Source organism: Desulfoluna butyratoxydans (assembly GCF_900699765.1).
Classification (GTDB): domain Bacteria; phylum Desulfobacterota; class Desulfobacteria; order Desulfobacterales; family Desulfolunaceae; genus Desulfoluna; species Desulfoluna butyratoxydans.
The window spans coordinates 68,772-94,749 of sequence record NZ_CAADHO010000002.1; the positions used below are offsets into that span (position 1 = coordinate 68,772).

The window sequence follows — 25,978 nt, forward strand, 5'->3', positions numbered from 1 at the left end:
AACTACAGTTTAATCTCTACATCGACACCGGGCGAAAGATCCAGCTTCATCAGAGCGTCCACGGTCTGCTGGGTAGGTTCGAGAATGTCCAGCAGTCTCTTGTGGGTTCTGATCTCAAACTGCTCACGTGATTTCTTGTTCACGTGGGGTGAGCGAAGAATGCAGAATTTGTTGATACGTGTGGGCAATGGAATGGGCCCGCAGATCTTTGCGCCTGTCTTCTTGGCGGTGTCGACAATATCAAGGGCTGATTTGTCGAGAAGCCTGTGATCGTATGCCCTGAGTCTGATCCTGATTTTGGTATTGATCATCATGATTTGGTACCCACCTATTCAATAATTTCAGATACGACACCAGCACCAACGGTACGGCCGCCTTCGCGGATAGCGAAGCGGAGCTCTTTTTCCATGGCGATGGGGCTGATCAGTTCAGCAATGATGGCGGTGTTGTCGCCGGGCATAATCATCTCAACGCCTTCGGGGAGGTTCAGGATCCCGGTGACGTCGGTGGTACGGAAGAAGAACTGGGGACGGTAGCCGGAGAAGAACGGGGTATGGCGGCCGCCTTCCTCTTTGGAGAGGACGTAGATCTCTGCCTTGAACTTGGTGTGGGGCGTGATGGTACCGGGCTTGGCCACAACCTGACCACGCTCAACTTCGTCACGCTTGGTGCCGCGAAGCAGCAGGCCAACGTTGTCACCGGCCATGCCTTCGTCCAGGAGCTTGCGGAACATCTCAACACCGGTACAAACGGTCTTGGCGGTGGCACGGATGCCCACGAGTTCCACTTCGTCGCCGGTGTGGATCACACCACGCTCGATACGACCGGTTACAACAGTACCACGGCCGGAGATGGAGAAGACGTCCTCGATGGGCATGAGGAAATCTTTGTCGGTGTCGCGCTCGGGCTCGGGGATGAAGCTGTCGCACGCGTCCATGAGCTCGAAGATGCAAGCAGCGGCTGCGTCTTCGTGGGTGTCGGCTTCCAGGGCGCGCAGGGCGCTGCCGCGAATGATGGGGGTGTCGTCGCCGGGGAAATCGTACTTGGAGAGAAGCTCCTGGAGCTCCATCTCAACGAGCTCGATGAGCTCTTCGTCGTCGACCATGTCGCACTTGTTGAGGAACACAACAATACGGGGGACACCAACCTGACGGGCGAGCAGGATGTGCTCACGGGTCTGGGGCATGGGGCCGTCGTCTGCGGACACAACCAGGATCGCACCGTCCATCTGGGCGGCGCCGGTGATCATGTTCTTAATGTAGTCGGCGTGACCAGGGCAGTCAACGTGTGCGTAGTGACGGTTGGGAGTTTCGTACTCCACGTGAGCGGTTGCAATGGTGATGCCGCGCTCTTTCTCTTCCGGTGCCTTGTCGATCTCGTCGAAGGCAACGGCGCTGCCTGCTCCGGCTCGGAGGGCGTTCTGCTTGGTAATCGCAGCGGTGAGCGTGGTCTTGCCATGGTCGATGTGACCGATGGTACCGACGTTTACATGCGGTTTGGAACGTTCAAATTTTTCTTTTGCCATGGGTTGTTTTTTCCTCCTCCGACCTTGGCGGGTCGGAATGTGATGGTGTTTGCCTTCATGCAGGCTGACATAAAGCGCGCTTCAAAGCGTCTCGCATACAGTGCAATCGGTCGCGTAACAATTGGATCCGGATTACCACCTGTAGTGGGCGAATGCCTTGTTTGCGTCTGCCATCTTGTGGGTGTCTTCACGCTTCTTAACGGAAGCACCGCGGTTGCTTGCTGCGTCCATCATCTCGGCGGCCAGCTTGGCTGCCATGGATTTTTCGGAACGCTTGCGCGAATACTCGATGACCCAGCGAATGGCCAGGGCCCTGCGCCGTGAGGGACGGATCTCAGTGGGAACCTGGTAAGTGGATCCCCCCACCCTTCGGGACTTAACCTCGATGGCGGGTCGCACGTTTTCAAGGGCTTTTTCGAACACCTCAAGGGGAGGCTGACCGCTCTTCTCCTTGATGATGTCAAAGGCGCCATAGAAAATTTTCTCGGCGGTGCTTTTTTTCCCGTCAAGCATAATGGCCGCCACGAATCGTGAAACCAGCTCACTGTTGTATCGGGGATCGGGCATTACCGGTCTATGGGGAACTTCCCTTCTTCTTGGCATAGCTACTCACTCTTTGAACAAATCTTGGTTAACGAATCAGATGGAGAGTCGTCTTACTTCGGCTTGCGTGCACCGTACTTGGAGCGACTCTGCTTCCTGTCTTCCACACCCAGCGTATCAAGGGTACCCCTTACAATAGTGTAACGGACACCCGGAAGGTCTTTTACACGACCACCGCGAACCAGGACAACGGAGTGTTCCTGGAGGTTATGGCCGATGCCGGGGATATAGGCGGTAACTTCCACGCCTGTGGTGAGGCGAACCCTGGCCACCTTCCTGAGTGCTGAGTTTGGTTTTTTCGGAGTCGAAGTATACACACGAGTACAGACACCACGCTTCTGAGGCCCACCCATCAGGGCTGGCGTGCTGGTCTTTTTCTTCGCGCGCGTTCTTCCTTTCCGGACCAACTGGTTAATCGTAGGCATTTCGTACCAAACTCCTTTAATTGTTTGTCATTTTCCTAAAACGCAAAATACGGCATGATACTTATACCACCCCGTTTTGTCAAGGAATAATTTCCTTACCCATTTGTATCCAAAGCGGGTTCCCCCGAAAAACCCGAAGAAACCCGCTTTTTTTTTCTACAGATCGATGACGTTGCTCTCTTCAACAACCTCTTCGAGGTCGCTCTGCACTTCAATATTGCGGTACTGAGCGATGCCGGTACCGGCAGGAATGAGCCGGCCCATGATCACGTTTTCCTTGAGACCCCGCAGGGTATCCACCTTGCCGCGGATACCCGCCTCGGTGAGGACCTTGGTGGTCTCCTGGAAGGAAGCCGCCGAAATGAAGCTGTCCGTGGAGAGGGAGGCCTTGGTGATCCCGAGGATCAAGGGCTCGCCCTGGGCAGGCTGCGCACCCTCTTCCACGAGGGCCCGGTTCACGTCGGCAAACTCGGTGCGGTCCACATGCTCTTCCATGATGAAGTTGGAGTCGCCGGAGTCGGTGACTTTTACCCGCTTCATCATCTGGCGCACGATGACCTCGATGTGCTTGTCGTTGATGCGGACGCCCTGGAGGCGATAGACCTGCTGGACCTCGTCCACCAGGTAGCTGGCCAGGGCCACCTCGCCTTTGATGTTCAGGATATCCTGGGGATTTTCGCTGCCGCCGGTGAGTTTTTCACCCGCACGGACGTAGTCCCCTTCGTAGACGTTGATGTGACGCCCTTTGGGAATCAGGTACTCGCGCTTCTCGCCGGCATCGGCGTTGGTCACGGTAACCTTCTGCTTGCCCTTGGTACCCTTGGCAATCCCCACGTAACCGTCGATCTGGGTCAGTACCGCAGTCTCCTTGGGCTTGCGAACTTCAAAGAGTTCGGCAACCCGGGGAAGACCACCGGTGATGTCCTTGGTCTTGGTGGTGGCTCGGGGCAGCTTGGCGATGATGTGACCCGCCTTGACCTCGTCGTGCTCCTCCACCAGGATAACCGCTTCCACGGGCAGGCTGTACCGGGCCAGGGCCCCGCCGCCGAGCTGGACGGTCTTGTTGTTCTCGTCCTTGATGGAGATGCGGGGACGGGCATCGCCGATGCGGCTCTCAATAATGGTACGACTGGACTTGCCGGTGACGGGGTCCAGTTTTTCCTGCATGGTCTTGCCGGACTCGATGTCGCCGAATTTGACCTTGCCGGATACCTCGGTGATGATGGGCACGGTGAAGGGGTCCCAGGACGCCAGAAGCTGTCCGCTCTCCACAGATGCTCCGTCTTCCACCAGGAGGTGGGCACCATAGATAACGTGGTGCTTCTCACGTTCACGGCCGGTGTCGCTCACAATGGAGAACTCCCCGCCGCGACGGTTCATGACGATGAGCTCGCCCTCTTCGTTCTTGACCACCTTCAGGTCGTCGAGGAACTTGATGTTGCCGTCCACGCGGGCCTTGATCTCGGCAACCTCAACCTTCCGGCTCGCCGTACCACCGATGTGGAAGGTACGCATGGTGAGCTGGGTGCCGGGCTCGCCGATGGACTGGGCGGCCATGATGCCCACAGCCTGTCCGATCTCCACGGTGTCCCCGTGGGAAAGGTCTCGGCCGTAACACTTGGCGCACACCCCGCCGCGGGTCTTGCAGGTCAGGACGGAGCGGATCTTGAGGCTGGTGATGCCGGCATCTTCCATAATGGAGAGGATCTTCTCGTCGATCTCAACACCCTCTTCCACCAGCACCTCATCGGTGAAGGGGTCGTAGACGTTCTCCAGGGTGGTTCGACCGAGGATACGCTCACCAAGGCGCTGAATCACCTCGCCGCCTTCCATGAGGGCTTCCACTTCGATACCCATGGTGGTCCCGCAGTCCGGCTCGATGACGGCACAGTCCTGGGCCACGTCGGCAAGACGACGGGTAAGGTAACCGGAGTTGGCTGTTTTAAGGGCCGTATCCGCCAGACCCTTACGGGCGCCGTGGGTGGAGACGAAGTACTGAAGCACCGAAAGGCCTTCGCGGAAGTTCGCCTGGATGGGCGTCTCGATGATCTCACCGGAGGGCTTGGCCATGAGGCCACGCATACCGGCCAGCTGACGCATCTGGTCCTTGGAACCTCGGGCCCCGGAGTCAGCCATCATAAAGATGGAGTTGATGTTGTCCACGTTGCGGGTATCCAGGCGGATGTCGTGCTCTCCCTTTTCGGGGAGCTCCACCGGCACCTTGGGCTCGCTCATGGTATCCATCATGGCGTTGGCGATGTCGTCCGTGGCCTTGGCCCAGATGTCCACCACCTTGTTGTACTTCTCACCCTGGGTGATGAGGCCCTCGGCGTACTGACGGTTGATCTCAACCACCTTGTCTTCGGACTCCTTCATGATGTCCCATTTGTTGCCGGGAATCACCATGTCGTCGATGGAGATGGAAAGACCGCCGATGGTGGAGTAGCGGTACCCCAGGTTCTTCAGGCGGTCCGCCAGGAGCACCGTGGCTTTGGGGCTGATGTAGCGGTAGGCAAAGTCGATGAGGTCCCGGGCTGCCTTTTTGTCCATGACCTTGTTGATCATGGCGAAGGGCACGCCGGGGCGCCTGTTGGCCACATAGAAGATATTGTATCCGCCCTGGGTCTCGATGGGATCGCTGATGTCACCGATCTCCATGGCAAAGATGACTTCCAGGGTGTCGTCGTCGATACGGAAGACCTTGCGCATCTCCTCGTGGTCCATGTACCCGATGTCCCCGCCACGCTTCTTGTCGGAGGTTTCGGATCGCTCCACCAGGTCGGCAAAGGGGGTTCCGGAGGCCAGAGCCTTTTTGATCTCATCGGCCTTGTCGCGGTCTTTGACCACAATACGGCGGAAGCTGAGCTCGGGATGGGAGGGGATGATGTCCCACAGAAGGGTCCTGCCCACGGTGGTATCCATCATCTTCTCGCCCATGCGCACCTTGATGGCGGCGTGAAGCCCCATCTTGCCGTGATCGTAGGCGGTGCGGACCTCGTCGAAGCTGCCAAAATGGGTCCCTTCGCCGCGGGCGCCGTCCACCTGACGGGAGATGTAGTACAGCCCAAGGACGATGTCCTGGGTGGGCACGATCACCGGCTGGCCGTTGGCAGGCGACAGGGTGTTGTTGGAGGCGAGCATCAGCACGCGGGCTTCCACCTGGGCCTCAATGGAGAGGGGTAGATGGACGGCCATCTGGTCACCGTCAAAGTCGGCGTTGAAGGCGGTACAGACCAGGGGGTGCAGCTGAAGGGCCTTGCCTTCCACAAGCACCGGCTCAAAGGCCTGGATACCGAGACGGTGAAGGGTGGGCGCACGGTTGAGCATCACGGGATACTCTTTAACCACCTCGTCCAGGGTGTCCCACACCTCGGGCACTTCGCGCTCCACCATCTTCTTGGCGCTCTTGACCGTGGAGACCAGGCCCTTTTTCTCAAGGCGATGGTAGACGTAGGGCTTGAACAGCTCCAGGGCCATCTTCTTGGGCAGGCCGCACTGATGCAGGCGCAGGTTCGGTCCGACGGTAATAACGGTACGACCGGAGTAGTCCACACGCTTGCCGAGGAGGTTCTGACGGAAGCGGCCCTGCTTACCCTTCAGGGTATCGGACAGGGACTTCAGGGGACGCTTGTTGGTACCGGTGACCACCCGGCCGTGACGGCCGTTGTCGAAAAGCACGTCCACGGACTCCTGGAGCATACGCTTTTCGTTGCGCACGATGATGTCGGGCGCTTTGAGCTCCATGAGGCGGCTCAGGCGGTTGTTCCGGTTGATCACCCGGCGGTAGAGGTCGTTCAAGTCCGAGGTGGCGAAACGACCGCCCTCCAGGGGCACCAGGGGACGCAGGTCCGGCGGCAGGATGGGCACAACGCTCATGATCATCCAGATGGGATCCACGCCGGAGTTGTAAAAGGCGTCGACGATCTTGAGTCGCTTGCTCAGCTTCTGCTTTTTGGCCAAAGAGGTGGTGGTTTTGAGCTCCTCGCGCAGGTCGTTGTAGATCTGCTCCAGGTTCAGCTCTTCCAGGAGCGTCCGCACCGCTTCGGCGCCGATGCCCACCTCAAAGGCTTCCTTGCCGTACAGGTCCAGGGCCTCGATGTATTTGTCGTCGGAGAGGAGCTGGTACTTGGTGAGACCGGTCTCCTTGGGGTCCATGACGATGTAGCTGTCAAAGTAGAGGACCTTCTCCATGTTCTTCAGGGTGATGTCCAGAAGGTTGCCGATCTTACTGGGCAGGCTCTTCAGGAACCAGATATGGGCCACGGGGGTAGCCAGCTCAATGTGGGCCAGACGCTCACGGCGCACCTTGGACTGAATGACCTCGACGCCACATTTTTCGCACACCACGCCCCGGTGCTTCATGCGCTTGTACTTGCCGCAGTTGCACTCATAGTCCTTGGTGGGACCAAAGATCTTGGCACAGAACAGGCCGTCCCGCTCAGGCTTGAACGTACGGTAGTTGATCGTCTCGGGCTTTTTGATCTCCCCGTGGGACCACTGCATGATCTGCTCGGGGGAAGCCAGGGCAATCTTTACGCCGGAGTACATCTTGGGATCTATCGGCTTGGCGAAAAAATCGTATAGGGTTTCCAATATCTGCTCCTTAGTTAGTGCCTTCGATTAAGGTTACGTCCAGTCCGAGGCTCTGCAGTTCTTTGGTAAGAACGCGGAAGGATTCGGGCATTCCCGGCTCGAGAACGGCCTGCCCCTTCACGATCTTTTCGTACATTCGGGTACGACCGGCCATGTCGTCGGACTTGACCGTAATGAACTCCTGGAGCGCATGGGACGCACCATACGCTTCCATGGCCCAGACCTCCATCTCCCCGAGACGCTGGCCACCGAACTGCGCCTTGCCGCCCAGGGGCTGCTGGGTCACAAGGGAGTAGGGACCAATGGATCGGGCGTGGAGCTTGTCGTCCACCAGGTGGTGGAGCTTGAGCATATACATGGTGCCGACCGTCACCTCACCGTCGAAAGGCTCACCGGTCCGGCCGTCGAACAGACGGGCCTGGCCGGAGGTTTTGTACTCCGCCTCTGTCAGGTAGTGCTTGATGTCTTCTTCTTCGGCGCCATCAAAGACCGGGGTGGCCATGTGGACCCCGCGTCGATAGTTTTCAGCAAAGGTATAGATGTCGTCGCCTTCCAGGCTGTCCATCATCTCGTGGTCCGCCTCGCCGGTGAAGATCCGCTTGAGCTTGGTTCGCAGGTCTTCGGCCTTCTTGGCGTCGATGAGGTCGGCAATCTGGTTGCCGAGGCCCTTGGCGGCTCGACCCAGGTGAATCTCCAGAATCTGTCCCACGTTCATTCGCGAAGGAACGCCCAGGGGGTTCAGGATCATGTCCACCATGGTGCCGTCTTCAAAGTACGGCAGGTCTTCCTGGGGAAGGACGCGGGATACAACACCCTTGTTCCCGTGACGGCCCGCCATCTTGTCACCCACGGAGAGCATGCGCTTCATGGCGACGTAGACCTTGATCATTTTGATGACGCCCGGAGGGAGGTCGTCCCCCTTCTCGTAGCGCACCACCTGATCTTCAAAGGTCTTCTTGATCTTTTCGATCTCTTCGTTCTTGCGGTCCAGGATCTCGTTGACCCGCTCGGTGACGGTGTCGTCGTCCAGGATGATCCCCTCCAGCTGAGAGAGGGAGACCTCGGCGAACATCTCGTCGGTGATGACGGTGTCGGCCGGGATCACGACCTTCTTGGCCTTGCGCAAGGGGGTGGGGCAGCTCTTGCCCACCACCATGGCTTCGATCATCTCGCGGGCTGTTTTTTCGATCACCTCGATCTTGTCGTTGCGATCTTTTTCAAACCCTGCGATCTCGTCGTCCTCGATGTGACGGGTACGGTCGTCCTTGTCCACGCCGCGTCGGGAGAAGACCTTGGCGTCCACCACGGTGCCGGTGACACCGGGGGGAACCCGCAGAGAGGTGTCCTTGACGTCCCCTGCCTTCTCACCAAAGATGGCGCGGAGCAGCTTCTCCTCGGGGGAGAGCTGGGTTTCGCCCTTGGGCGTGATCTTGCCCACGAGGATGTCCCCGGGGTTGACCTCGGCGCCCAGGCGGATGATCCCGCTGTCGTCCAGATCTTTCAGGGCCTCTTCCCCGACGTTGGGGATGTCCCGGGTGATCTCTTCCTTGCCCAGCTTGGTGTCACGGGCCACCACCTCGAACTCTTCGATGTGGATACTGGTGTACACCCCGTCGCGGACAATGGCTTCGGAGACGAGGATGGAGTCCTCAAAGTTGTAACCGCCCCAGGGCATGAAGGCCACGGTGACGTTCTGGCCCAGGGCCAGTTCGCCCTTCTCGGTGGAGGGGCCGTCGGCCAGGACCTCGCCTTTTTTCACCTTCTGACCGTTGACCACGATGGGTCGGTGGTTGAAGCAGGTGTTCTGGTTGGAGCGAATGAACTTGGAGAGGTTGTAGATGGTCACCGGGTTGAACCCGGGCTTTTCCATGTCCACATCGTGCTGGAGCACGATGCGCTCGGAGTCCACCTCCACCACGGTGGCGTCGGCCTCGGCCACAATGGCCACGCCGGAGTCACGGGCCACAACACCCTCAACGCCGGTGCCCACCAGGGGCGCGCGGCTCTGGGTCAGGGGCACGGCCTGGCGCATCATGTTGGAGCCCATGAGGGCTCGGTTGGCGTCGTCGTTTTCCAGGAAGGGAATAAGCGACGCGGAGACGCTCACCAGCTGGTTGGGGGAGATGTCCATGAGCTCGATCTCTTCGCGCTCCACCATCTCGAATTCCCCTTCCACGCGGGAGGTCACCAGAGGGTTCACATAGTCGTTGTTATCGTCCATGGGCGCGTTGGCCTGGGCGATGGGCAGGGCCTTCTCCTCGAAGGCGCTGAGCATGCGAACATCGTTGGTGACATGGGCGTCGTTGACCACACGGTACGGGGTCTCGATAAACCCGAAGTCGTTGACACGCGCATACGTACACAAAGAGACAATGAGGCCGATGTTGGGGCCTTCAGGGGTCTCAATGGGGCAGATTCGCCCGTAGTGGGACGGGTGCACGTCTCGCACCTCAAAGCCTGCACGCTCACGGGTCAAACCGCCGGGTCCCAGGGCCGAGAGACGACGCTTGTGGGTGGTCTCCGACAGGGGGTTGGTCTGGTCCATGAACTGGGAGAGCTGGCTGGTGCCGAAGAACTCCTTGACCACGGCGGACACCGGCTTGGGGTTCACCAGGTCGTGGGGCATGAGGGCGTCCACTTCCTGCATGCTCATGCGCTCTTTGATGGCACGCTCCATGCGGACCAGACCGATGCGGTACTGGTTTTCCAGGAGCTCGCCCACGGCGCGAACGCGTCGGTTACCCAGGTGGTCGATATCGTCCACCACACCCTGGGTGTCGCGGAGCTGGACCAGGGTCTTGGCGGTGAGAAGAATGTCCTCACGGCGCAGGGTCTTGATATTGATATCGGTGTTGAGGCCCAGACGATGGTTCATCTTGAGTCGGCCCACACCTGACAGATCGTAGTATGCCTCTTTAAAGAAGAGGTGGTCGATGAACTCCTGGGCGACCTCGGGGGTGGCCGGGTTGCCGGGACGGAGGCGGCGGTAGATCTCTACCAGGGCCTCTTCCTTGGTGTTCACCTTGTCGGCCACGATGGTCTTGCGGATGGCATCCGAAGAGTAAGCCGTGTCCTGATAGAGGAGTTCAAAGCCGGTGACGTTGGATTCTGAGATGCGCTCAAGCACCTCCTCGTCCACCAGGTCCCCTGCCATGGCAACAACATCGCCGGTCTTGGGGTCCACCAGTCGGGTGGCCAGGCCACGCTGCTGGATGTCGTCGGGGCTGATGGGCAGGGTCTCGGTGCCCAGGGCCTTGAGCTGCTTGATGGCACGCTTGGTGAACAGGCGGCCCTGCTTGACGATGACTTCACCGGATTCGGGATCCGTGATGTCCTCGCTGGCACGCTGGCCCTTGAGGAAGTCTTCGTTGAAGACGCGCTTGAACACGCCGCCTTCCAGGAGGATCTTCTCTTTGGCATAGAAATAGGTCAGCAGGTCTTCGTTGGTGTATCCAAAGGCCTTGAACAATACGGTAACGGGAAACTTCCTGCGGCGGTCGATGCGAATGTAAACGATATCCTTGGGGTCGACTTCCATGTCGATCCAGGAACCACGCACGGGGATAATCCGTGCCGAATAGATAATCTTGCCGCTGGAGTGGGTCTTGCCTTTGTCGTGGTCAAAAAAGACACCGGAGGACCGGTGGAGCTGGCTCACCACGACACGCTCGGTGCCGTTGATGATAAAGGTTCCCCGCTTGGTCATCAGGGGAATGGTGCCGAAATAGATCTCCTGCTCTTTGATGTCCCGGATATTGGAGATACCGGCGTCCTTATCAATGTCATAGACGACGAGGCGAACGCGAATCCGAAGGGAGATCTCATACGTCATCCCACGCTGGATGCACTCCTCCATGGAGTGCTTGATCTCACCAAAGGAATACGATACGTACTCAAGGGAAGCGCTACCTGTAAAGTCCTTGATGGGGTAAACGGACTTGAAGACTGCCTGGAGACCTATATCCTCCCTCTTCTCAGGCGGAACATCCATCTGCAGAAAACGGTTGTAAGAATCTCGCTGCATACCGATAAGATCAGGAATCTCAGCGATTTTATGCTTCCCTCCGAAATTCTTCCTTAATCGCTTTTTCGCCAAGGGGCTTCCAGTCATATCATCTCCAAATTTTTTGTTGAGACTGCAGAAACAGGATTAGCGGATTAAAAGGCAGGCACAAGTGCCCGCCTTTCATCCGCAAAGGTGATAGTAATTGGGTATGGGTAGGCTAATTAAGCGTTTGATTACTTAAGTTCAACCTGAGCGCCAGCTTCTTCGAGCTGAGCCTTGACTTTTTCTGCTTCGTCTTTGGCGATGCCTTCTTTAACGGGCTTGGGAGCTTCGTCAACGAGAGCCTTGGCTTCTTTGAGACCGAGGCCGGTGATGGCGCGGATCTCTTTGATCACGTTGATCTTCTTGTCGCCAGCAGAGGTGAGGATGACGTCGAACTCAGTCTTTTCCTCAGCAGCACCGCCTGCATCGCCTGCAGGGCCAGCAGCCATCATGGCTACGGGAGCGGCAGCAGAAACACCAAACTTATCTTCAAGTTCCTTAACGAGCTCGGAAAGCTCGAGAACAGTCATGTTTGCGATAAACTCAATTACATCGTCTTTGGTAATATCAGCCATTGTTTTATAACCTCCAGAAAAACTTATCTTATTCTAGTGTATCGATTGTGTCGTAAACGGAAACCCGCGCAAATTACGCCGCTTCCTTCTGATCCTTGATGGCCGAAAGGACGTTGACCATCTGTCGGGGAACCTCTGCAAGAACGCGTACCATACCCGTGGGCACCGCATTCATGGCGGAGAGTACCTGGGAGAGGAGAACCTCGCGTGAAGGCAGCTCGGAGAGCGCCTTGAGGCCATTCACATCCAGGGTCTTTCCTTCCATGACGGCTGCCTTGATCTGCATCTTCTCGTTCTCTTCGACGAACTTGGAGAGGATCTTGGCAGGGGCCACCGGATCATCAAAACTGATGGCGATGGCTGTGGGCCCTTTGAAGGAGTCGGTAATCAGCGCTGCGTCAGTCTCTTCGGAAGCGCGCCGAAGCAGGGTGTTCTTGGCCACGTGAAACTCGACGCCGACCTTGGTCAGTTCGGCCCGGAGCTTGGTCACGGCAGCCACATCCAGCCCTTTGTAATCCGTCGAAATGACGATGGCGGACTTCGCAAGCTTTTCGTGCAGGCTATCTACAACAGCCTTTTTCTTATCCAGATTCAATTCTTTCACACCTCCTTTAAGCAGATTTTTCTACATGAGGTGCCAACTGTACCAAAACGAGTGTCTCGGTAGGCCGGCCTCGCCGATTAAACACGGTGAACCTAACGTGTGCACCTACTGTCTGTGACATATATAGAACCCGGACCTTGCCGCACCAGGTGCGGCAGGCGGGTTATGCCCAAATGAAAAAATCGATATAGTATATACCTTGAGCAGATCAAAGGCAAGATCTATTTTGCAACTTCTTTCAGAGCGGCGGGATCGACCCGGTAGCCGTGTCCCATGGTAGAGGAAACAGTGAGGCTCTTGAAGTAGGCGCCCTTGGCTGCGGAAGGCTTGAGCTTGATGAGCACCTCAAGAAGTGCGGTCAGGTTTTCGGTGAGTTTTTCAGCACCGAAGGAGACCTTTCCGATGGGGGCATGGATGATCCCTGCCTTTTCCACGCGGAAGTCGATCTTACCGGCCTTGAGCTCTTCAACGGCCTTGGACACGTCAAAGGTGACGGTGCCGGTCTTGGCGTTGGGCATCAGGCCACGGGGACCGAGAACGCGACCGATCTTGCCGACCACGCCCATCATGTCGGGGGTGGCAATGGCTTTGTCGAACTCGAACCAGCCGCCCTGGATCTTCTCAACGAGATCCTGGCTTCCTGCGAAATCAGCACCGGCGTCCAGTGCCTCTTTCTCTTTTTCGCCCTTGCAGAACACAAGGACCTTCACCTCTTTGCCGAGGCCGTGGGGAAGGATGCAGGTGCCGCGCACCATCTGATCCGCATGACGGGGATCGACCCCGAGACGGATGGCCACGTCCACGGTTTCGTCAAACTTGGCGTATGCGTTGGAAACAGCAGCCCCCACGGCTTCAGCCAGTTCAAACTTCTGCAGGGGAGTTACATCTTTCCCAGCTTCTATGTATTTTTTACCACGCTTTGGCATCGTACCCTATTGCTCCTTATCTAAATCCAATTAGACGACGTCAATTCCCATGCTTCGGGCTGTGCCTGCAATGATCTTGCTTGCAGCCTCGAGATCGTTGGCGTTGAGGTCTTCCATCTTGATCTTGGCGATCTCTTCCACCTGATCCATGGTAATTTTTGCGACCCTGTTGCGAAGGGGATCGCTAGAGCCCTTCTGAAGCTTGGCTGCTTTTTTCAGAAGCACCGATGCCGGAGGGGTCTTGGTGATGAACTTGAACGTCCTGTCGGCAAAAACGGTAATCACCACCGGGATGATCATGTCAGGCTCTTCCTTGGCGGTTCGCGCGTTGAACGCCTTGCAGAAGTCCATGATGTTCACACCATGCTGACCAAGCGCAGGACCAATGGGTGGTGAGGGGTTGGCTTTGCCGGCCTTTACCTGTAATTTTATCTGTCCAATAACTTTTTTTGCCATTGTACTTACTTACTCCCGATAGTGAATGCTATAACTTCGTTACCTGAACAAAGTCCAGTTCAACTGGCGTAGCACGTCCAAAGATACTCACCAGCACTTTGATCTTTCCCTTTTCAGGATTGACTTCTTCTACCGTGCCGTTGAAATTCGTGAAGGGCCCGTCGATTACGCGAATCTCGTCGCCAGTTTCAAATAGAAATTTCGGTTGAGGCTTCTCTTTGCCCGCCTCCATGCGGTTCAGGATCTTTTCGGCCTCGTCATCCGAGATCGGCGCAGGCCTGTTCCTTCCCCCAAGAAAACCGGTAACTTTCGCGGTGTTGTTGACGATGTGCCAGGTATTGTCGTTCAGCTCCATTCGGACAAGGATGTAGCCCGGGTAGAATTTTCTTGAAGACTCACGCCGCTTCCCCTTGACCAGCTCAACGACCTGCTCCGTGGGAACAACGATCTCCTCAAATTTCTCCTTGAAGGGTGATGCGGTTATCCGCTCTTCCAGGGCAGCTTTGACCTTATTTTCAAAGCCCGAGTATACGTGAACCACATACCATTTTAGAGCCACTGAACTATCTCCTCGGTTTTAGTGAAGAACGAGACTGATTAGGCCCTTTAAACCCACATCGACCAAGCCCAGAAAGGATGAGATGAGAATCACGAGGACAATGACCACCGAGGTGGAGGCAATCGTCTGTTTCTTTTCAGGCCAAACAACCTTTTTTGTCTCTAATTTCACCTCGTTAAAGAAAGTTTTCACCTTCTCAATCAAACCAGGCTCATTATTGATTCCGGTCGTCTTCACCGAATAATGAGCCTTGGTCTGAATCTGCTTTTTCTGATCAGGTAACTTCTTTGACGAGGGCCCTTGGTCCGCCAGAACGTCAGCTTGTGATTCCCTTCGAAGCTTCTGCTTCTCCTTTTGCTTCAGTTTCTGGCTCTCTGTCTTTTTGCGCTGTATACGACCCATACCTCTCCTTCTGTATCTGTCGATAGGGAGGTCCCAGGGAGCCCCTCTAATCAAGGTTTGTGGCAGGTCAGGAGGGACTCGAACCCCCAACATTCGGTTTTGGAGACCGACGCTCTACCAATTGGAGCTACTGACCTGCAAGGTAAACCTTTTTCAAGCGACCGGGGTGAATTCGGTGGGACCCACCCCGGCTATGGACCTGATTACTTCGTCTCCTTGTGAGCAAGATGCTTCTTGCAGAAGGGACAGTACTTCTTGAATTCAAGCTTGTCAGGCGTCGTACGCTTGTTTTTTGTCGTGGTGTAGTTTCGCCTTTTGCACTCGGTGCAGGCGAGAGTCACTAGAGTTCGCACTTATCGGCTCCTCGATCTATTCGATGATTTCGGATACAACCCCGGCACCGACGGTACGGCCGCCTTCGCGAATCGCGAAACGAAGCTCTTTTTCCATGGCGATGGGGCTGATCAGTTCAGCAATGATGGCGGTGTTATCGCCGGGCATGATCATCTCAACACCCTCGGGCAGGTTCAGGATACCGGTCACGTCCGTGGTACGGAAGAAGAACTGGGGACGGTAGCCGGAGAAGAAAGGAGTATGACGTCCGCCTTCTTCCTTGGAGAGAACGTAGATCTCTGCCTTGAACTTGGTGTGGGGAGTGATGGTCCCGGGCTTGGCCACAACCTGGCCGCGCTCGACCTCGTCACGCTTGGTGCCGCGGAGAAGCAGGCCTACGTTATCACCGGCCATGCCTTCGTCGAGGAGTTTGCGGAACATCTCAACACCGGTACATACGGTCTTGGCGGTGGGACGAATACCCACGAGTTCCACTTCGTCGCCGGTGTGGATCACACCGCGCTCAATACGACCGGTAACAACGGTACCACGACCGGAGATGGAGAAGACGTCCTCGATGGGCATGAGGAAATCCTTGTCGGTGTCACGCTCGGGCTCGGGGATGAAGCTGTCGCAAGCATCCATGAGTTCGAAGATGCACTGAGCAGCGTCGTCTTCGTGGCTGTCGGCCTCCAGGGCGCGCAGGGCGCTGCCGCGGATGATGGGGGTGTCGTCGCCGGGGAAGTCGTATTTGGAGAGAAGCTCCTGGAGCTCCATCTCAACGAGCTCAATGAGCTCTTCGTCGTCGACCATGTCGCATTTATTAAGGAAGACCACAATGCGGGGAACGCCAACCTGACGGGCGAGCAGGATGTGCTCACGGGTCTGGGGCATGGGGCCGTCATCGGCGGACACAACAAGGATTGCGCCGTCCATCTGAGCAGCACCGGTGATCATGTTCTTAATGTAGTCGGCGTGACCGGGGCAGTCAACATGAGCATAGTGACGGTTGGGTGTCTCATACTCCACGTGTGCGGTGGCAATGGTGATTCCGCGCTCTTTCTCTTCAGGAGCTTTGTCAATCTCGTCGAAAGCGACGGCTGCGCCTGCTCCGGCACGGAGTGCGTTCTGCTTGGTGATCGCAGCGGTCAGCGTAGTCTTGCCATGGTCAATGTGACCGATGGTACCGACGTTCACATGCGGCTTGGACCGCTCGAATTTTTCCTTTGCCATGTCAACTACCTCCCTGTACGTTTGGTGCTTTACCCAAATTGTGTTCTTAATATAATATGGTGTGACTTGCTTACTTACACCTGCCGCAATATCAGAAGGCTAAACACAAATCAGCGTGGAGCCCATGATCAGAGTCGAACTGATGAACCTCATCCTTACCAAGGATGCGCTCTACCAACTGAGCTACATGGGCTAAATCGCTGATTATGCGGCCGGGCAATGCCAAATGGAGCGGGAGACGAGATTCGAACTCGCGACATTCAGCTTGGAAGGCTGAAGCTCTACCAACTGAGCTACTCCCGCCGACCTAACCGGTGTAAAACACCGGAAGCAAGTTTTATGCAGGCAGCCGTGTAGTCGCGGCCATTTGGCCTCCTACACCCGGCTTGCTTTTCCGGGATGGTGGTGGGGGGAGGATTTGAACCTCCGAAGGCTGAGCCGTCAGATTTACAGTCTGATCCCTTTGACCACTCGGGAACCCCACCATTTTGGAACGTGTTCTTTTTGGAGCCGGCACCCCGAATCGAACGGAGGACCATCTCATTACAAGTGAGACGCTCTGCCAACTGAGCTATGCCGGCTCGATTTGAAGACTGCCGTCGTCAAAGAACGAAGCCTTTTTACCCATGAGGCCATAATTTATCAATGCCGATTATAGGTGATTAGATGGAATTATCAGCCCCAAAAGCCAATATATCGCCTAAAAGCTCCGTATTTCTCCCGCAAATGCGATTTTGCAAAAAACCAGCATACCCACAGGACATCCTTGGACCTAATTGTCGGATATTACCATACAATTGGTTTTTTATCCCCTTAAATTTGTCTCTCTTTTTTTCCCGCTGCCGTCTCCTTTTTTCTCTGGCTGCCCGGAGGTCCCCACCGTCCTCCCCTTCCAAATCACTTGACACCACATGCCCAAGCCTGTAATTCCCCTGTATTCAGATAACAACAACTTACAGCCATATAAGAGCCAATACCCTATGAAAAAGACCTCCCTTATTACATGCGCCTTCGTGCTGCTCACCACCGCATGCACGACGCCGACGGCCCCCCTCAACACCAAGGCGCCACGTTATCCTTATATAGGCCTGGAAAAAACAGCGCCGGAACCCACGGACTTCAACTTCGCCACCAACCGGCGCAATATCTCCCTGGAATTGCCTGAAGAAGCCCAGGAGGAGCTCCCGCTCTTCGACCATGCCATCGAGTACTGCAAGGCGGCCCAGTCCTTTTGGGAAAAGGGCGACATGGACGGTGCCCTCTCCAGCCTTGACGAGGCCTACGGCCTGATCCTCAAGGTCGACACGGGCAACGATCCCCTGCTCCTCCAGCAGAAAGAGGACCTCCGGTTCACCATCTCACGGCGGATCCTGGAGATCTACACCTCCCGGACCACCACCACCTCCTTTACGCGCAACGCCATTCCCATCACCATCAACCAGCAGGTGCAGCGTGAGATCGACATCTTCACCAAAAAGGACCGCCGCTTCTTCGCCGAATCCCTGAAGCGGTCCGGGCAATACCGACCCATGATGGTCAAAAAGCTCCAGGAGGCAGGCCTGCCCGTGGAGCTCTCCTGGCTGCCCCTGGTGGAGAGCGGGTTCAAGGTCAAGGCCCTCTCCTCTGCCCGGGCCCTGGGCCTCTGGCAGTTTGTCCCGTCCACGGGGTACATGTACGGCCTCAAGCGCACCACCTTCGTGGACGAGCGCCTGGACCCCGAAAAATCCACGGACGCTGCCATCGCCTACCTCGACAGGCTCCACAAGCTCTTCGGGGACTGGTCCACAGTTCTTGCGGCCTACAACTGCGGTGAAGGCCGGGTGCTGAAGATCATCCGCCGCCAGAACCTCAACTACCTGGACAACTTCTGGGACCTCTACTCGCGGCTTCCTTCTGAAACGGCCCGCTACGTGCCCAAGTTCATCGCCACCATCCACATCGTCAACAACCTTGAAAAGTACGGCTTCCATACCGTTACGCCGAACACACCGCCCACGTTCGACACCGTCACCGTCAAAAAGCAGGTAAAACTCGCGGATGTGGCCAAGGCCATCGGCGCCCCCTACGCCACCCTCAAGCGCCTCAACCCCGAGCTGCGCTACGGCATCCTTCCCAAGGAGAGCTACAGCCTCCGGGTTCCCGTAGGCAAGAGCAAGGCCACCCTCACCGCCATGAGCTCCCTGAGGGTCTCCCTGCCGCCCCAGCGCGCCTTCGTCTACCACAAGGTTCGCCCAGGGGACACCCTCTCCACCCTAGCCAAGCGCTACGGCACCTCGGTGAAAGCCATCTCCAGGGCCAACGGCCTCTCCAACCGCCACGTCATCGTGGCCGGGAAGAAGATCAAGATCCCCCAGCGGGGCTACACCACCAAGGGGTATTACGCCAACACCGCCATCCCCAACGCCAAGCGCCCCACCCGGCATGTGGTGCGCAAGGGAGAGTCCCTCTGGCTCATTGCCAGAAAATACGGCACAACCCCCACGGCACTCAAGGAGACCAACCGTCTCTCCAGCAACACCCTCACCGTGGGCCAGGTCATCAAACTGCCCAGCCCGGCGTCGCCCAAGGCCCGCCGAGCAAAAAAATCCGTCTATTATGTCAAACGCGGCGATAATCCCTTTACAATTGCCACAAAACATAATATCTCAGTCGCGAGATTGCTTGACCTGAATAACCTGACCTCAGGAAGCACCATTTATCCTGGTCAACGTCTCTATATAGATTAGTGCCCCCATAGCTCAGTGGATAGAGCATTGGATTCCTAATCCATGTGCGCAAGTTCAATTCTTGCTGGGGGTACCACAAAAAAAGCATGTAAGTTTAGGGGGCTAACGTCGCGAGCGTTAGCCCCTTTTGCTTTGGGGCTTGGGGAGTGTGCCCAAGCTTGTGCCCAAAGCGTGCCCACCCTGTGTCTCCAGGTAAGCCTCCTGCTGCTTTGCAGCCCTCTTCAGATCCTCATCATTGACAATGTTGTACCGCTCGAAGACCGAGCGGGTCTTGTGCCCCGAGATCTTCATGGCAATGCCCTCCGGCACCCCTGCCCTCACCATGTTCCGGACAGCCGTCCGCCTCAGGTCGTGGAAGATCCGGTCCACCCCCGCCTTACGACAGGCCGTGGCCCAGGCCCGGTCAAAGCGGTAATTCCGGTCCGTCCCCTTTCGGTTTACGAACACATAGGGACAAAAGCTTCGCCGCTGCTTCCGCTTGTCCCACAACTCATCAATAAGGGCCTTCAGCTCCGAATCAAAATAGATCGTTCTCGCTTCGTCCCCCTTAGTGATGTCCGCCTCTACTCGGGCGCACCCGTTGTGCCGATCCACCTGGGTCCAGGGCAAGGTGAGGATCTCCGTCATGCGCCACCCCGTCTTGTACCCCATGGTGACAATGGGCTTCAGGTGAGGCGGCAGGTGCTTCCGGAGGCGTTCAAATTCATCATGCTCGAAGAAGCCCTTCCGGGTGTTGTTCTCCTTCAGCATGTTGATTGCCGGCACACGCTCCACCAGGGGAGGCGTGTGCTCTGCTCCGATGCGCATCATACGCTTCAATGCAGACAGTTCCCGGTTGATAGTGGCGTTGGCCGCGCCTTTGGAAACACGCTCACTTCCGCAAAACGGGCAACGGTCCCCATGGAACCACACCCTCTTGCAATCCAAGCAGCTCCACTGCATGCGCTCCTCGATGTATTCATCGATGAGGGCCGTGGTGATCTCCCCTGCCCTTTTCCCCTGGAAAAACTCGGCCAGGCGGTTCACGCTAATCTGGGCACGCACCAGGGATTTTTTCCCGTTGATCCGGTAATCCCGGACCAGAAGCCCGCTGAGCCGTTCAAAGGTCACCGCATCTCCAGAAGGCGCTTGTGCCGTCGGCGCGATCCCGGCCTCGGCCATTTTCATCACCTCCCGGGCCTCCATCTTCTTCTTTTTGCCCGTGCTCTTTCGGATGGGCTCTCCGTTTACGTGGTACTTCATCCACCACGTCTTTCCTCTGAGATATAATGATCCCATATCAGATCAACCTCCACATTGTGTGTGACGGGCACAACAGGCTGTGATCCGACAAAATTAAGCCACGGAATACCGTCACACACAAACTAAAATGGAGTTCAAAAAAAATCATCCCTGCTGCTTCATCTCCTGGATCAGCTTCTCGATGTCCTGCCGGTCGAACATATGCTTGTTCCCGAACCCGCAGTTCTTGAGCTTTCCCTGCCACTTCTTTGTCCGCCAGAACCAGATGGAAGCACCAAACTCGTCAACAATCTGTTTGTAGGTCATGAGTCGTCCGGACATCGTGCTATCTCCTCTTAGTCTTTTACGCTCATGGGGTCCTGAAGGATCTCATCCAGGACTTCCTTCATGGCTTTTTTCGTGGTGTGCCTGCTGACATGCTTCCAGCTGCCCGTGGGTGAAAGCTCTTTGATCACCTTTTCGTGCTCCGATACCCGGAAGAGCCGGAACCCGGCATCAAGCAACTTCCCCCGGCACGTTCCGCTGAGATGCAAGCCCTCTTCTGGGTCTTGCATCTTTTCATCATCAGGAATCGACGGTTGGGCCTCATGAAACTTGCTCATGTCTATAGCCGGAATCCGCTCAAGCTCAGTGAGCAAACCCTTCAGGGCGACAGCTAACGGGGCAGAGTCTCCCGGCGTAAAGCTTGCCTGTCCCATCTTTCTAACCTCTTCTGCAATCTTCCACACTTGCGCGCTTATACGACCCGCCTGGGGCGGCTTAGACGGGTTAGATGGTTTTGGCGTTTTTTTTCTTGCAGGCTTTATGCCCTTTCCAAGACAACGATTGAACGCCGCCTCCATCTCTTCTGGAGTCTCTTTCCGGGCTACCTGGATCAGCTTCCGCTTGGCAATGTCTACGCGTAGACACTCCTTTTTAATCGCCTCCGGAAGTCGATTCAGACTCAGGGTTTCCGTAATATTGTTCCTGGACTTCCCCACAACCCGTGCCAACTTGGCTTGGGTGTAACTGAACTTTTCCTGCATCCGGGCATAGGCCTCTGCCTCTTCAATTGGCTTCAGGTCCGAACGGAGCATATTACCGATCAGGGCCACCTCCGCAGGCTGACCGGTGGTGACGTAGCACGGCACCGTCTTTTTCCCGGCAATCCTGGATGCCCGCCACCGCCTCTCTCCATCCCCTATGTAATAGATCCCGTCATCGATAAAGATACACAGAGGGAGAAGGACACCCTGTTTTTTGATGGATGCCGCCAGAGCATCGAGCTCCTCCTGTTTAAAAAAAAGCCTGGGCTGATAGGGGTTCGGCTTCAATTCATCCACCGGCACGTTCAGAAAGGTGCCCTGCTCTGGTTTAACCTGGTGCACTGCACCTGCATCTTCCGAAAACACATCCGCCAGCTTCACGCTTTTGCCTGATCCAAGTTTCTTCATAAGGCCAGGAACTCCTCTGTAAGGCGGGTGTAGTCATCGGCCCCGATGGCTCCGGGGGCATATTTAAAAATGCTTTCCCGTTCGATGGACGCTTGCAACAGGGGCTCGCTCCTCCGGATCTTAGTCTCCAGAGTGATCTCCTTGTAATGGGCCAACTGGTCTTCGGCCCATTCATTGGTGCGGGTGGTGCTGCTTCGATACATGGTGACAAAAAGCCGTACGACCTTAGATGATAAGCCGATCTCCTTGATCTTCTCGACGATGTTGGCAATCCCTCCGATGGAGAAACTACCATAGTCGCAGGGAATCAGAACATGGGTTGCCGCCACCAGGGCGTTGACCGTCAGGAGCCCAAGGGAAGGCGAACAGTCCAGGACCACATGATCATAGGAAAGCCCCTCCAATGCCTTGGCGAGGCGGGTCTCTGAAAAGAGCTCTGGAACCAGGAGGTCTTCTGCCCTCTTCAAGGTTTCATCCGCCGGAACAAGGTCCACGCGCCCTTCACTATCCAGGACATCCTTGACGATGGCATCGGTAATGGCCACCTCCCTGTGCAGGACGTGTTCGATGCGATAGGCACACCCGGATGCAAACACTCCGGAGGCCTGGGTGAGGTTGCCCTGGGGGTCCAGGTCAATGAGGAGAACCCGCTTTCCCGCCTTGGCGAGCCCAGCGGCTATGTTGATGGCGGTGGTGGTTTTGCCGACGCCGCCTTTTTGGTTTGCGATGCAGATAGTGTTCATGAGATGTGTCCTTATAATCAAACAAAGAGAGTTCAAATGGTTAGACCTACAGCGTTTTTTCTGTAAAGTGCCCCTGGTTGTTGAGCCTCCCCAGCCCCTGGACAGCCCAATGCCTGATCTCATAAATTTCATTCTCCAGCTCATGAACCAGGTTGGGGTTTACAACGGAAGGATGAAACGAGAAGGCTACACTGATACATCTTCGGTTCTCGCATTGAGGGGTGTTGGCCTGAAATACCAGCTTGCAGGTAGGGCAAAAATCGAATGGATCTTCATATTTCAAACTCGCCGTCATGGGATCACCCGTGACGACACATTTAAAGTACGGACTCTCAAGATCAGCCGGTTTAAGATTCGATATATTCAACCACTTGCTATTCAGTTCAGCCCGAACGAAATGGTCCCCCAAGTCTTCCATCGAAACAGAAGATGTATTCTCTTCCCCGACCAGTTCGAGCAGGATACGTATAAACGTGGTTTTGCCGACGCCCGTTCCATGCAACACAAGTGCCTTTCCCCAGACTTTTTCCGGCACAAGGCAAGTGCCTGCAAACTCCTGCAACTGGGTGATGGCCTCCACATTGCCGCCTGTGACCTCATTTAAAAAGTTGAGCCAGGTGGGGCAACCAGGTTGTGTGACTACCCCTCCTGCAACCAGGTACTCTTCCGGCACTACCATTGCACGGGTCATAGTTTCCTCTATCTCGTCCATTATCCCCATGATTTCTTTAAATTCTGAGTTCCTCATTTCGAGAGTCTCCTTTGCGGTGCGGTTAATTGATCTCTTCAATTTCAAGAACCGGATTTGTAGTGACGTTGTACACGGCCAGCATCACGCCATCGGAAAGGCCGGTTTCAACGGGCATGTCACGGGGCAGCATTTTCAGGTATTCGAGTAGGTCGCCCACGGTTTCAACGATGGGCTTGTCGCGGCTGGTGAACTCTTTCGGGATCTCTTCCTGACGCATCTTCATTTAGTCCCCCCTTTCGTCTGTTCCACATGGCTCAACGCCTCAAGATCCACACACCCCGCCTTCCCCTCCAGCCACGCCACCTCACGATTCCCCGGCAGGCATCCGATGCCCCGAATGACGTAGATCTTGTCATCATGGGGGCCTCCGATGACGGAGTGGTAATGGACCGGATCTCCCTTCACAAAGATGGGGTTGAGGTTTCCGAGCTGGGTTGCCGACGTTTTTTGTTTTTCTGAGGCTGTGATGCCTGATTTTCCTCGCTTCATGGCTCTCCTGATTTTGGGCGCACTTCACCTGTGGCGATGAAACGCCCTTTTGGTCTGCCTGGTTGTCAGGTGGATGATTTTGGCCAGCGTCTCACACAGCAGCCTTCCATCAGCTCAATTGTTCAGCCTGTCTCATCAGTGCCGGGCGGCCAGTCCCGGTCAGACTCCCTATCAAGGGAGTTTCGACTTCTTCCCTCTATGTCAGCTTAGAGAGCCCTTACCTTCGTCAGCTCCACCGGAAAGGCAAAACCCTCCAGCCACACCATGCTTTTGCCTTTTCCGGAGACAAAGGCTCCGGATCGAGTCACGGTGGCAGTTTTCCGACCTACGGAGACGGGGGTTTTGACTGGGTGCATCTGATTCCACTTATCGATTCCGGTATTATCCATAATTCCTGCCCTTTGATTTATGTAGTTCCTGGCCGATTCCTGGCTTACTGTGATACCGCATGAAATTTCGGGATAAGGCCCTACCGCGAAGTGGGCGCGGCCAAGGGCCTCGTGTAGCGAATAGGACCATGGTGTGTCACAAGGGGGGTTCCATGGGGAACCCAGGCGCCACGTTTCTTTTTGATTCCGGCCTATTGCATTGCACCGCCGCCGGTTCCCTGCTAAGGGAGTGCCATGGATAAAATGGAAAAGAGCACCGACATTCACATCAGATGTACCCGGGACCTAAAGGAGCAGCTCAAAAAGATCGCTGATGAGCAGGAACGCACCCTCTCCCGGCAGGTGATCTATTTTCTCAAAAAATCCATCAAGCAGTATCAAGGCAGTGGGTCAGGTTGAGCCGCTGCTTTTTTTATGGCTGTCTTGATCTCTTCGGGCGTCCCCTCAAGCCAAAGAACTGGCTCAGTGCCAGTCACTTCAGCCAATACCTTTGCCTTTTTCCAGGAAGGCCGTTTTTTGCCAGAAAATATTTCACTGACAAAACCCGCGCTCAATTTCGTCTTATTCACAATGTTTGTTTGAGTTCCTCGTTTCATAATTATGCTTTTAGAGAAGTTTTACTGTATCGTCAAGAAAAACTTTCCTGTCAGCAAGAAAACTTCTGTTGTTTATTTTTCGCTATTAGCTAAAGATTGGCCTTATGATAAGGAATGACCCCACATACAATAGATTTATGCGTGCGCTTCAACATGTCGTTGAAAAAGATTGGCATAGAAAAAAAAGCGTATTGGCCCTTGAATCAGGCATTTCAGGGGGCTATTTAAGTGAGGTTCTGAATGGCAATAAAAGAGCATCCTTTGATAAGCAAAATGCCATTGTCAAAGCCTGCGGCTACACATACGATGACTTTCTTGCTTTAGGAGAAAGTCTTTTAGCTGGAGAAGACCCAGGCAGCCTTAAAAAAAGCAGCGACGCCAACCTGACAAAAGAAGTATCCAGTAAAGAAGTGAAGGTTGGTAAAAAAATGGAAGTCGAAGAATTGAGAGAGCTCCTCCAGCATTACAAGGAAGAGCTCTCGGAGTTGCGCGAAGAGATCCGCTACCTGCGTGGAGAGTTGAAAGAAGCAAGACAGGAGACGGAGACCAAAGACAAGCCGTCAAAGCCTGAAAAAAAAACGGCCGTTTGATCCCATTGCCCACTCGCACCGAAGCGAAGGTGCATTTTTTTTACCCCAAGAGGGGACATTGTTCTCACGCAAGGAACGCGTGATTATTTAGTGTATGAGTTACCGGGCTGCGGATGTGGCCCGGCTGTTTTGTTTTTATAGTCTTTGCTTGATGAGGTGCTTTATGAGTGACCAGGAAAATGATGTGAAAACAACGAAGGGAAAGAAGGGGTGTCTGCCATTTTTTATTGTGGCCGTGTTGTTGTTTACGGCCATCGGATTCTTTATGGACGATGAAGCACCACAGAACCCAACCAGCACACCGACCCAGAAAGCGTGGTACAGCGGTGGGAGTTTACACCAAGCAAGCGCACTCTCCTGGCAAGATGCCGACTATGCCGACAAGCTGGCAACATCAGCTGACTTTATTGCAACACTTTGGAATGGGAAGCGATTTAACCCAACTGTGCACAATAAAATTCAATCCGTTGATGATATCAAGCCTTTTGCAAAAGAACTGGTTGTGTTTTTGGACAAAGCTACTGAAAAGAACCCCGACGCAGAACAGAACAAGAAGGTCTATACCAACCAGAAGGTGAGTGACATGGCCGTCATGGGTATGATGATGATGGGATGGACTAAAAAGTAGCCTTATGTTTTTGCTCAGACTATTATTCAAGTTGGCTTACTTACGTTAAAGACAAATTTAAAAGTGGAAACAAGTAATAACGAACGATATCAAACGACCGTTTTTCGAG

General features: G+C 55.4%; 25 protein-coding genes, 6 tRNA genes and 1 other RNA gene. 5 read left to right on the top strand and 27 right to left on the bottom strand.

Translation table 11 applies throughout. The features are described 5' to 3' along the window. Positions 1-2: 2 nt before the first annotated feature. The 19 genes from rpsJ to MSL71_RS05500 form a co-directional block, all read right to left on the bottom strand. Entirely contained in the window at positions 3-311 is a 309-nt protein-coding gene (gene rpsJ / locus MSL71_RS05410; protein ID WP_180138952.1) for a 30S ribosomal protein S10, read from the bottom strand. Positions 312-328: 17 nt separating this feature from the next. Beyond that, the gene (gene tuf / locus MSL71_RS05415) at positions 329-1,525 is read right to left on the bottom strand and encodes an elongation factor Tu (RefSeq protein WP_180137667.1); all 1,197 of its coding nucleotides are present in this window, start codon (positions 1,523-1,525) and stop codon (positions 329-331) included. A 132-nt stretch (positions 1,526-1,657) separates the two neighbouring features. Then, positions 1,658-2,128 carry a 30S ribosomal protein S7 gene (rpsG, locus tag MSL71_RS05420; RefSeq protein ID WP_180137668.1) on the bottom strand — a complete coding sequence of 157 codons (471 nt, stop codon included), beginning with the start codon at positions 2,126-2,128 and terminating at the stop codon, positions 1,658-1,660. Positions 2,129-2,181: 53 nt separating this feature from the next. Further along, positions 2,182-2,553, bottom strand: coding sequence for a 30S ribosomal protein S12 (gene rpsL / locus MSL71_RS05425; RefSeq protein WP_180137669.1), 372 nt, complete (start codon positions 2,551-2,553; stop codon positions 2,182-2,184). A gap of 156 nt (positions 2,554-2,709) precedes the next feature. Then, positions 2,710-7,146: a DNA-directed RNA polymerase subunit beta' gene (gene rpoC, locus MSL71_RS05430; protein ID WP_180137670.1), complete on the bottom strand. Its 4,437-nt coding sequence runs from the start codon at positions 7,144-7,146 to the stop codon at positions 2,710-2,712. A gap of 10 nt (positions 7,147-7,156) precedes the next feature. After that, positions 7,157-11,257, bottom strand: a complete 4,101-nt coding sequence (gene rpoB / locus MSL71_RS05435; protein ID WP_180137671.1) for a DNA-directed RNA polymerase subunit beta — start codon at positions 11,255-11,257, stop codon at positions 7,157-7,159. A gap of 128 nt (positions 11,258-11,385) precedes the next feature. Further along, the gene (rplL, locus tag MSL71_RS05440; protein WP_218950963.1) at positions 11,386-11,769 is read right to left on the bottom strand and encodes a 50S ribosomal protein L7/L12; all 384 of its coding nucleotides are present in this window, start codon (positions 11,767-11,769) and stop codon (positions 11,386-11,388) included. A gap of 73 nt (positions 11,770-11,842) precedes the next feature. Next, complete coding sequence (rplJ, locus tag MSL71_RS05445; protein WP_343052527.1) at positions 11,843-12,373, bottom strand: 50S ribosomal protein L10; 531 nt, start codon at positions 12,371-12,373, stop codon at positions 11,843-11,845. A gap of 221 nt (positions 12,374-12,594) precedes the next feature. After that, a complete protein-coding gene (gene rplA, locus MSL71_RS05450) occupies positions 12,595-13,299 on the bottom strand; it encodes a 50S ribosomal protein L1 (RefSeq protein ID WP_180137672.1) in 705 nt (234 codons plus the stop codon). Positions 13,300-13,329: 30 nt separating this feature from the next. Beyond that, positions 13,330-13,755 (bottom strand): 50S ribosomal protein L11, encoded by a 426-nt coding sequence (rplK, locus tag MSL71_RS05455; RefSeq protein WP_180137673.1) that lies wholly within the window; start codon positions 13,753-13,755, stop codon positions 13,330-13,332. 28 nt (positions 13,756-13,783) lie between these two features. Next, a complete protein-coding gene (gene nusG, locus MSL71_RS05460) occupies positions 13,784-14,314 on the bottom strand; it encodes a transcription termination/antitermination protein NusG (RefSeq protein WP_180137674.1) in 531 nt (176 codons plus the stop codon). A gap of 18 nt (positions 14,315-14,332) precedes the next feature. Then, entirely contained in the window at positions 14,333-14,716 is a 384-nt protein-coding gene (gene secE, locus MSL71_RS05465; protein WP_180137675.1) for a preprotein translocase subunit SecE, read from the bottom strand. A 60-nt stretch (positions 14,717-14,776) separates the two neighbouring features. Further along, positions 14,777-14,853: transfer RNA gene (locus tag MSL71_RS05470), tRNA-Trp, on the bottom strand. A 66-nt stretch (positions 14,854-14,919) separates the two neighbouring features. Beyond that, entirely contained in the window at positions 14,920-15,069 is a 150-nt protein-coding gene (gene rpmG / locus MSL71_RS05475; protein WP_092214426.1) for a 50S ribosomal protein L33, read from the bottom strand. Positions 15,070-15,085: 16 nt separating this feature from the next. After that, entirely contained in the window at positions 15,086-16,282 is a 1,197-nt protein-coding gene (gene tuf / locus MSL71_RS05480; RefSeq protein ID WP_180137676.1) for an elongation factor Tu, read from the bottom strand. A gap of 116 nt (positions 16,283-16,398) precedes the next feature. Beyond that, positions 16,399-16,475, bottom strand: a tRNA-Thr gene (locus tag MSL71_RS05485). 34 nt (positions 16,476-16,509) lie between these two features. Next, positions 16,510-16,585 (bottom strand) — tRNA-Gly (locus MSL71_RS05490). Positions 16,586-16,682: 97 nt separating this feature from the next. Continuing rightward, positions 16,683-16,767, bottom strand: a tRNA-Tyr gene (locus tag MSL71_RS05495). Positions 16,768-16,787: 20 nt separating this feature from the next. Then, positions 16,788-16,863: transfer RNA gene (locus MSL71_RS05500), tRNA-Thr, on the bottom strand. Between the two features lie 399 nt (positions 16,864-17,262). Here MSL71_RS05500 and MSL71_RS05505 point away from each other — a divergent pair. Together MSL71_RS05505 and MSL71_RS05510 are read left to right on the top strand one after the other, a co-directional pair. After that, on the top strand, positions 17,263-19,008 hold the full coding sequence (locus MSL71_RS05505) for a LysM peptidoglycan-binding domain-containing protein (RefSeq protein WP_180137677.1): 1,746 nt from the start codon (positions 17,263-17,265) through the stop codon (positions 19,006-19,008). 1 nt (position 19,009) lies between these two features. Continuing rightward, a tRNA-Arg gene (locus MSL71_RS05510) sits at positions 19,010-19,084 on the top strand. Between the two features lie 41 nt (positions 19,085-19,125). Here MSL71_RS05510 and MSL71_RS05515 read toward each other — a convergent pair. From MSL71_RS05515 to MSL71_RS05550, 8 genes are all read right to left on the bottom strand, one after another. Continuing rightward, positions 19,126-20,250: a tyrosine-type recombinase/integrase gene (locus tag MSL71_RS05515; RefSeq protein ID WP_246317717.1), complete on the bottom strand. Its 1,125-nt coding sequence runs from the start codon at positions 20,248-20,250 to the stop codon at positions 19,126-19,128. A gap of 144 nt (positions 20,251-20,394) precedes the next feature. Next, positions 20,395-20,571 carry a DNA-binding protein gene (locus MSL71_RS05520; RefSeq protein ID WP_180137679.1) on the bottom strand — a complete coding sequence of 59 codons (177 nt, stop codon included), beginning with the start codon at positions 20,569-20,571 and terminating at the stop codon, positions 20,395-20,397. Between the two features lie 14 nt (positions 20,572-20,585). Continuing rightward, a complete protein-coding gene (locus MSL71_RS05525; RefSeq protein WP_180137680.1) occupies positions 20,586-21,683 on the bottom strand; it encodes a ParB/RepB/Spo0J family partition protein in 1,098 nt (365 codons plus the stop codon). After that, positions 21,680-22,426 carry a ParA family protein gene (locus MSL71_RS05530; protein ID WP_180137681.1) on the bottom strand — a complete coding sequence of 249 codons (747 nt, stop codon included), beginning with the start codon at positions 22,424-22,426 and terminating at the stop codon, positions 21,680-21,682. The genes MSL71_RS05525 and MSL71_RS05530 overlap by 4 nt, the downstream gene beginning before the upstream one ends. Positions 22,427-22,472: 46 nt before the next feature. Beyond that, positions 22,473-23,174, bottom strand: coding sequence for a DUF5906 domain-containing protein (locus MSL71_RS05535; RefSeq protein ID WP_180137682.1), 702 nt, complete (start codon positions 23,172-23,174; stop codon positions 22,473-22,475). 25 nt (positions 23,175-23,199) lie between these two features. Continuing rightward, complete coding sequence (locus MSL71_RS05540; RefSeq protein WP_180137683.1) at positions 23,200-23,400, bottom strand: hypothetical protein; 201 nt, start codon at positions 23,398-23,400, stop codon at positions 23,200-23,202. Continuing rightward, positions 23,397-23,666, bottom strand: a complete 270-nt coding sequence (locus tag MSL71_RS05545; RefSeq protein ID WP_180137684.1) for a hypothetical protein — start codon at positions 23,664-23,666, stop codon at positions 23,397-23,399. The genes MSL71_RS05540 and MSL71_RS05545 overlap by 4 nt, the downstream gene beginning before the upstream one ends. A 121-nt stretch (positions 23,667-23,787) precedes the next feature. Then, an RNA gene (locus MSL71_RS05550) (hammerhead ribozyme type II) lies at positions 23,788-23,854 on the bottom strand. Positions 23,855-24,289: 435 nt separating this feature from the next. Here MSL71_RS05550 and MSL71_RS05555 point away from each other — a divergent pair. The 3 genes from MSL71_RS05555 to MSL71_RS05565 all read left to right on the top strand — a co-directional run bounded on the left by MSL71_RS05555 (position 24,290) and on the right by MSL71_RS05565 (position 25,869). Continuing rightward, entirely contained in the window at positions 24,290-24,454 is a 165-nt protein-coding gene (locus MSL71_RS05555; protein ID WP_180137685.1) for a ribbon-helix-helix domain-containing protein, read from the top strand. A gap of 301 nt (positions 24,455-24,755) precedes the next feature. Continuing rightward, a complete protein-coding gene (locus MSL71_RS05560) occupies positions 24,756-25,241 on the top strand; it encodes a hypothetical protein (RefSeq protein WP_180137686.1) in 486 nt (161 codons plus the stop codon). 163 nt (positions 25,242-25,404) lie between these two features. Next, positions 25,405-25,869 carry a hypothetical protein gene (locus MSL71_RS05565; protein WP_180137687.1) on the top strand — a complete coding sequence of 155 codons (465 nt, stop codon included), beginning with the start codon at positions 25,405-25,407 and terminating at the stop codon, positions 25,867-25,869. Positions 25,870-25,978: the final 109 nt, after the last annotated feature.

Excerpts from the sequence above, each read along its gene's own strand:
- MSL71_RS05505 (WP_180137677.1), top strand. The coding sequence starts at position 17,263 with ATGAAAAAGACCTCCCTTATTACATGCGCCTTCGTGCTGCTCACCACC.
- MSL71_RS05520 (WP_180137679.1), bottom strand. The coding sequence starts at position 20,571 with ATGTCCGGACGACTCATGACCTACAAACAGATTGTTGACGAGTTTGGT.
- rpsL (WP_180137669.1), bottom strand. The coding sequence starts at position 2,553 with ATGCCTACGATTAACCAGTTGGTCCGGAAAGGAAGAACGCGCGCGAAG.
- MSL71_RS05540 (WP_180137683.1), bottom strand. The coding sequence starts at position 23,400 with ATGAAGATGCGTCAGGAAGAGATCCCGAAAGAGTTCACCAGCCGCGAC.
- secE (WP_180137675.1), bottom strand. The coding sequence starts at position 14,716 with ATGGGTCGTATACAGCGCAAAAAGACAGAGAGCCAGAAACTGAAGCAA.
- tuf (WP_180137667.1), bottom strand. The coding sequence starts at position 1,525 with ATGGCAAAAGAAAAATTTGAACGTTCCAAACCGCATGTAAACGTCGGT.
- tuf (WP_180137676.1), bottom strand. The coding sequence starts at position 16,282 with ATGGCAAAGGAAAAATTCGAGCGGTCCAAGCCGCATGTGAACGTCGGT.
- rplL (WP_218950963.1), bottom strand. The coding sequence starts at position 11,769 with ATGGCTGATATTACCAAAGACGATGTAATTGAGTTTATCGCAAACATG.
- MSL71_RS05560 (WP_180137686.1), top strand. The coding sequence starts at position 24,756 with ATGATAAGGAATGACCCCACATACAATAGATTTATGCGTGCGCTTCAA.
- rpsG (WP_180137668.1), bottom strand. The coding sequence starts at position 2,128 with ATGCCAAGAAGAAGGGAAGTTCCCCATAGACCGGTAATGCCCGATCCC.
- rplK (WP_180137673.1), bottom strand. The coding sequence starts at position 13,755 with ATGGCAAAAAAAGTTATTGGACAGATAAAATTACAGGTAAAGGCCGGC.
- rpsJ (WP_180138952.1), bottom strand. The coding sequence starts at position 311 with ATGATCAATACCAAAATCAGGATCAGACTCAGGGCATACGATCACAGG.
- MSL71_RS05545 (WP_180137684.1), bottom strand. The coding sequence starts at position 23,666 with ATGAAGCGAGGAAAATCAGGCATCACAGCCTCAGAAAAACAAAAAACG.
- MSL71_RS05515 (WP_246317717.1), bottom strand. The coding sequence starts at position 20,250 with ATGAAGTACCACGTAAACGGAGAGCCCATCCGAAAGAGCACGGGCAAA.
- MSL71_RS05565 (WP_180137687.1), top strand. The coding sequence starts at position 25,405 with ATGAGTGACCAGGAAAATGATGTGAAAACAACGAAGGGAAAGAAGGGG.
- MSL71_RS05525 (WP_180137680.1), bottom strand. The coding sequence starts at position 21,683 with ATGAAGAAACTTGGATCAGGCAAAAGCGTGAAGCTGGCGGATGTGTTT.
- MSL71_RS05555 (WP_180137685.1), top strand. The coding sequence starts at position 24,290 with ATGGATAAAATGGAAAAGAGCACCGACATTCACATCAGATGTACCCGG.
- MSL71_RS05530 (WP_180137681.1), bottom strand. The coding sequence starts at position 22,426 with ATGAACACTATCTGCATCGCAAACCAAAAAGGCGGCGTCGGCAAAACC.
- rplA (WP_180137672.1), bottom strand. The coding sequence starts at position 13,299 with ATGCCAAAGCGTGGTAAAAAATACATAGAAGCTGGGAAAGATGTAACT.
- MSL71_RS05535 (WP_180137682.1), bottom strand. The coding sequence starts at position 23,174 with ATGAGGAACTCAGAATTTAAAGAAATCATGGGGATAATGGACGAGATA.
- rpoB (WP_180137671.1), bottom strand. The coding sequence starts at position 11,257 with ATGACTGGAAGCCCCTTGGCGAAAAAGCGATTAAGGAAGAATTTCGGA.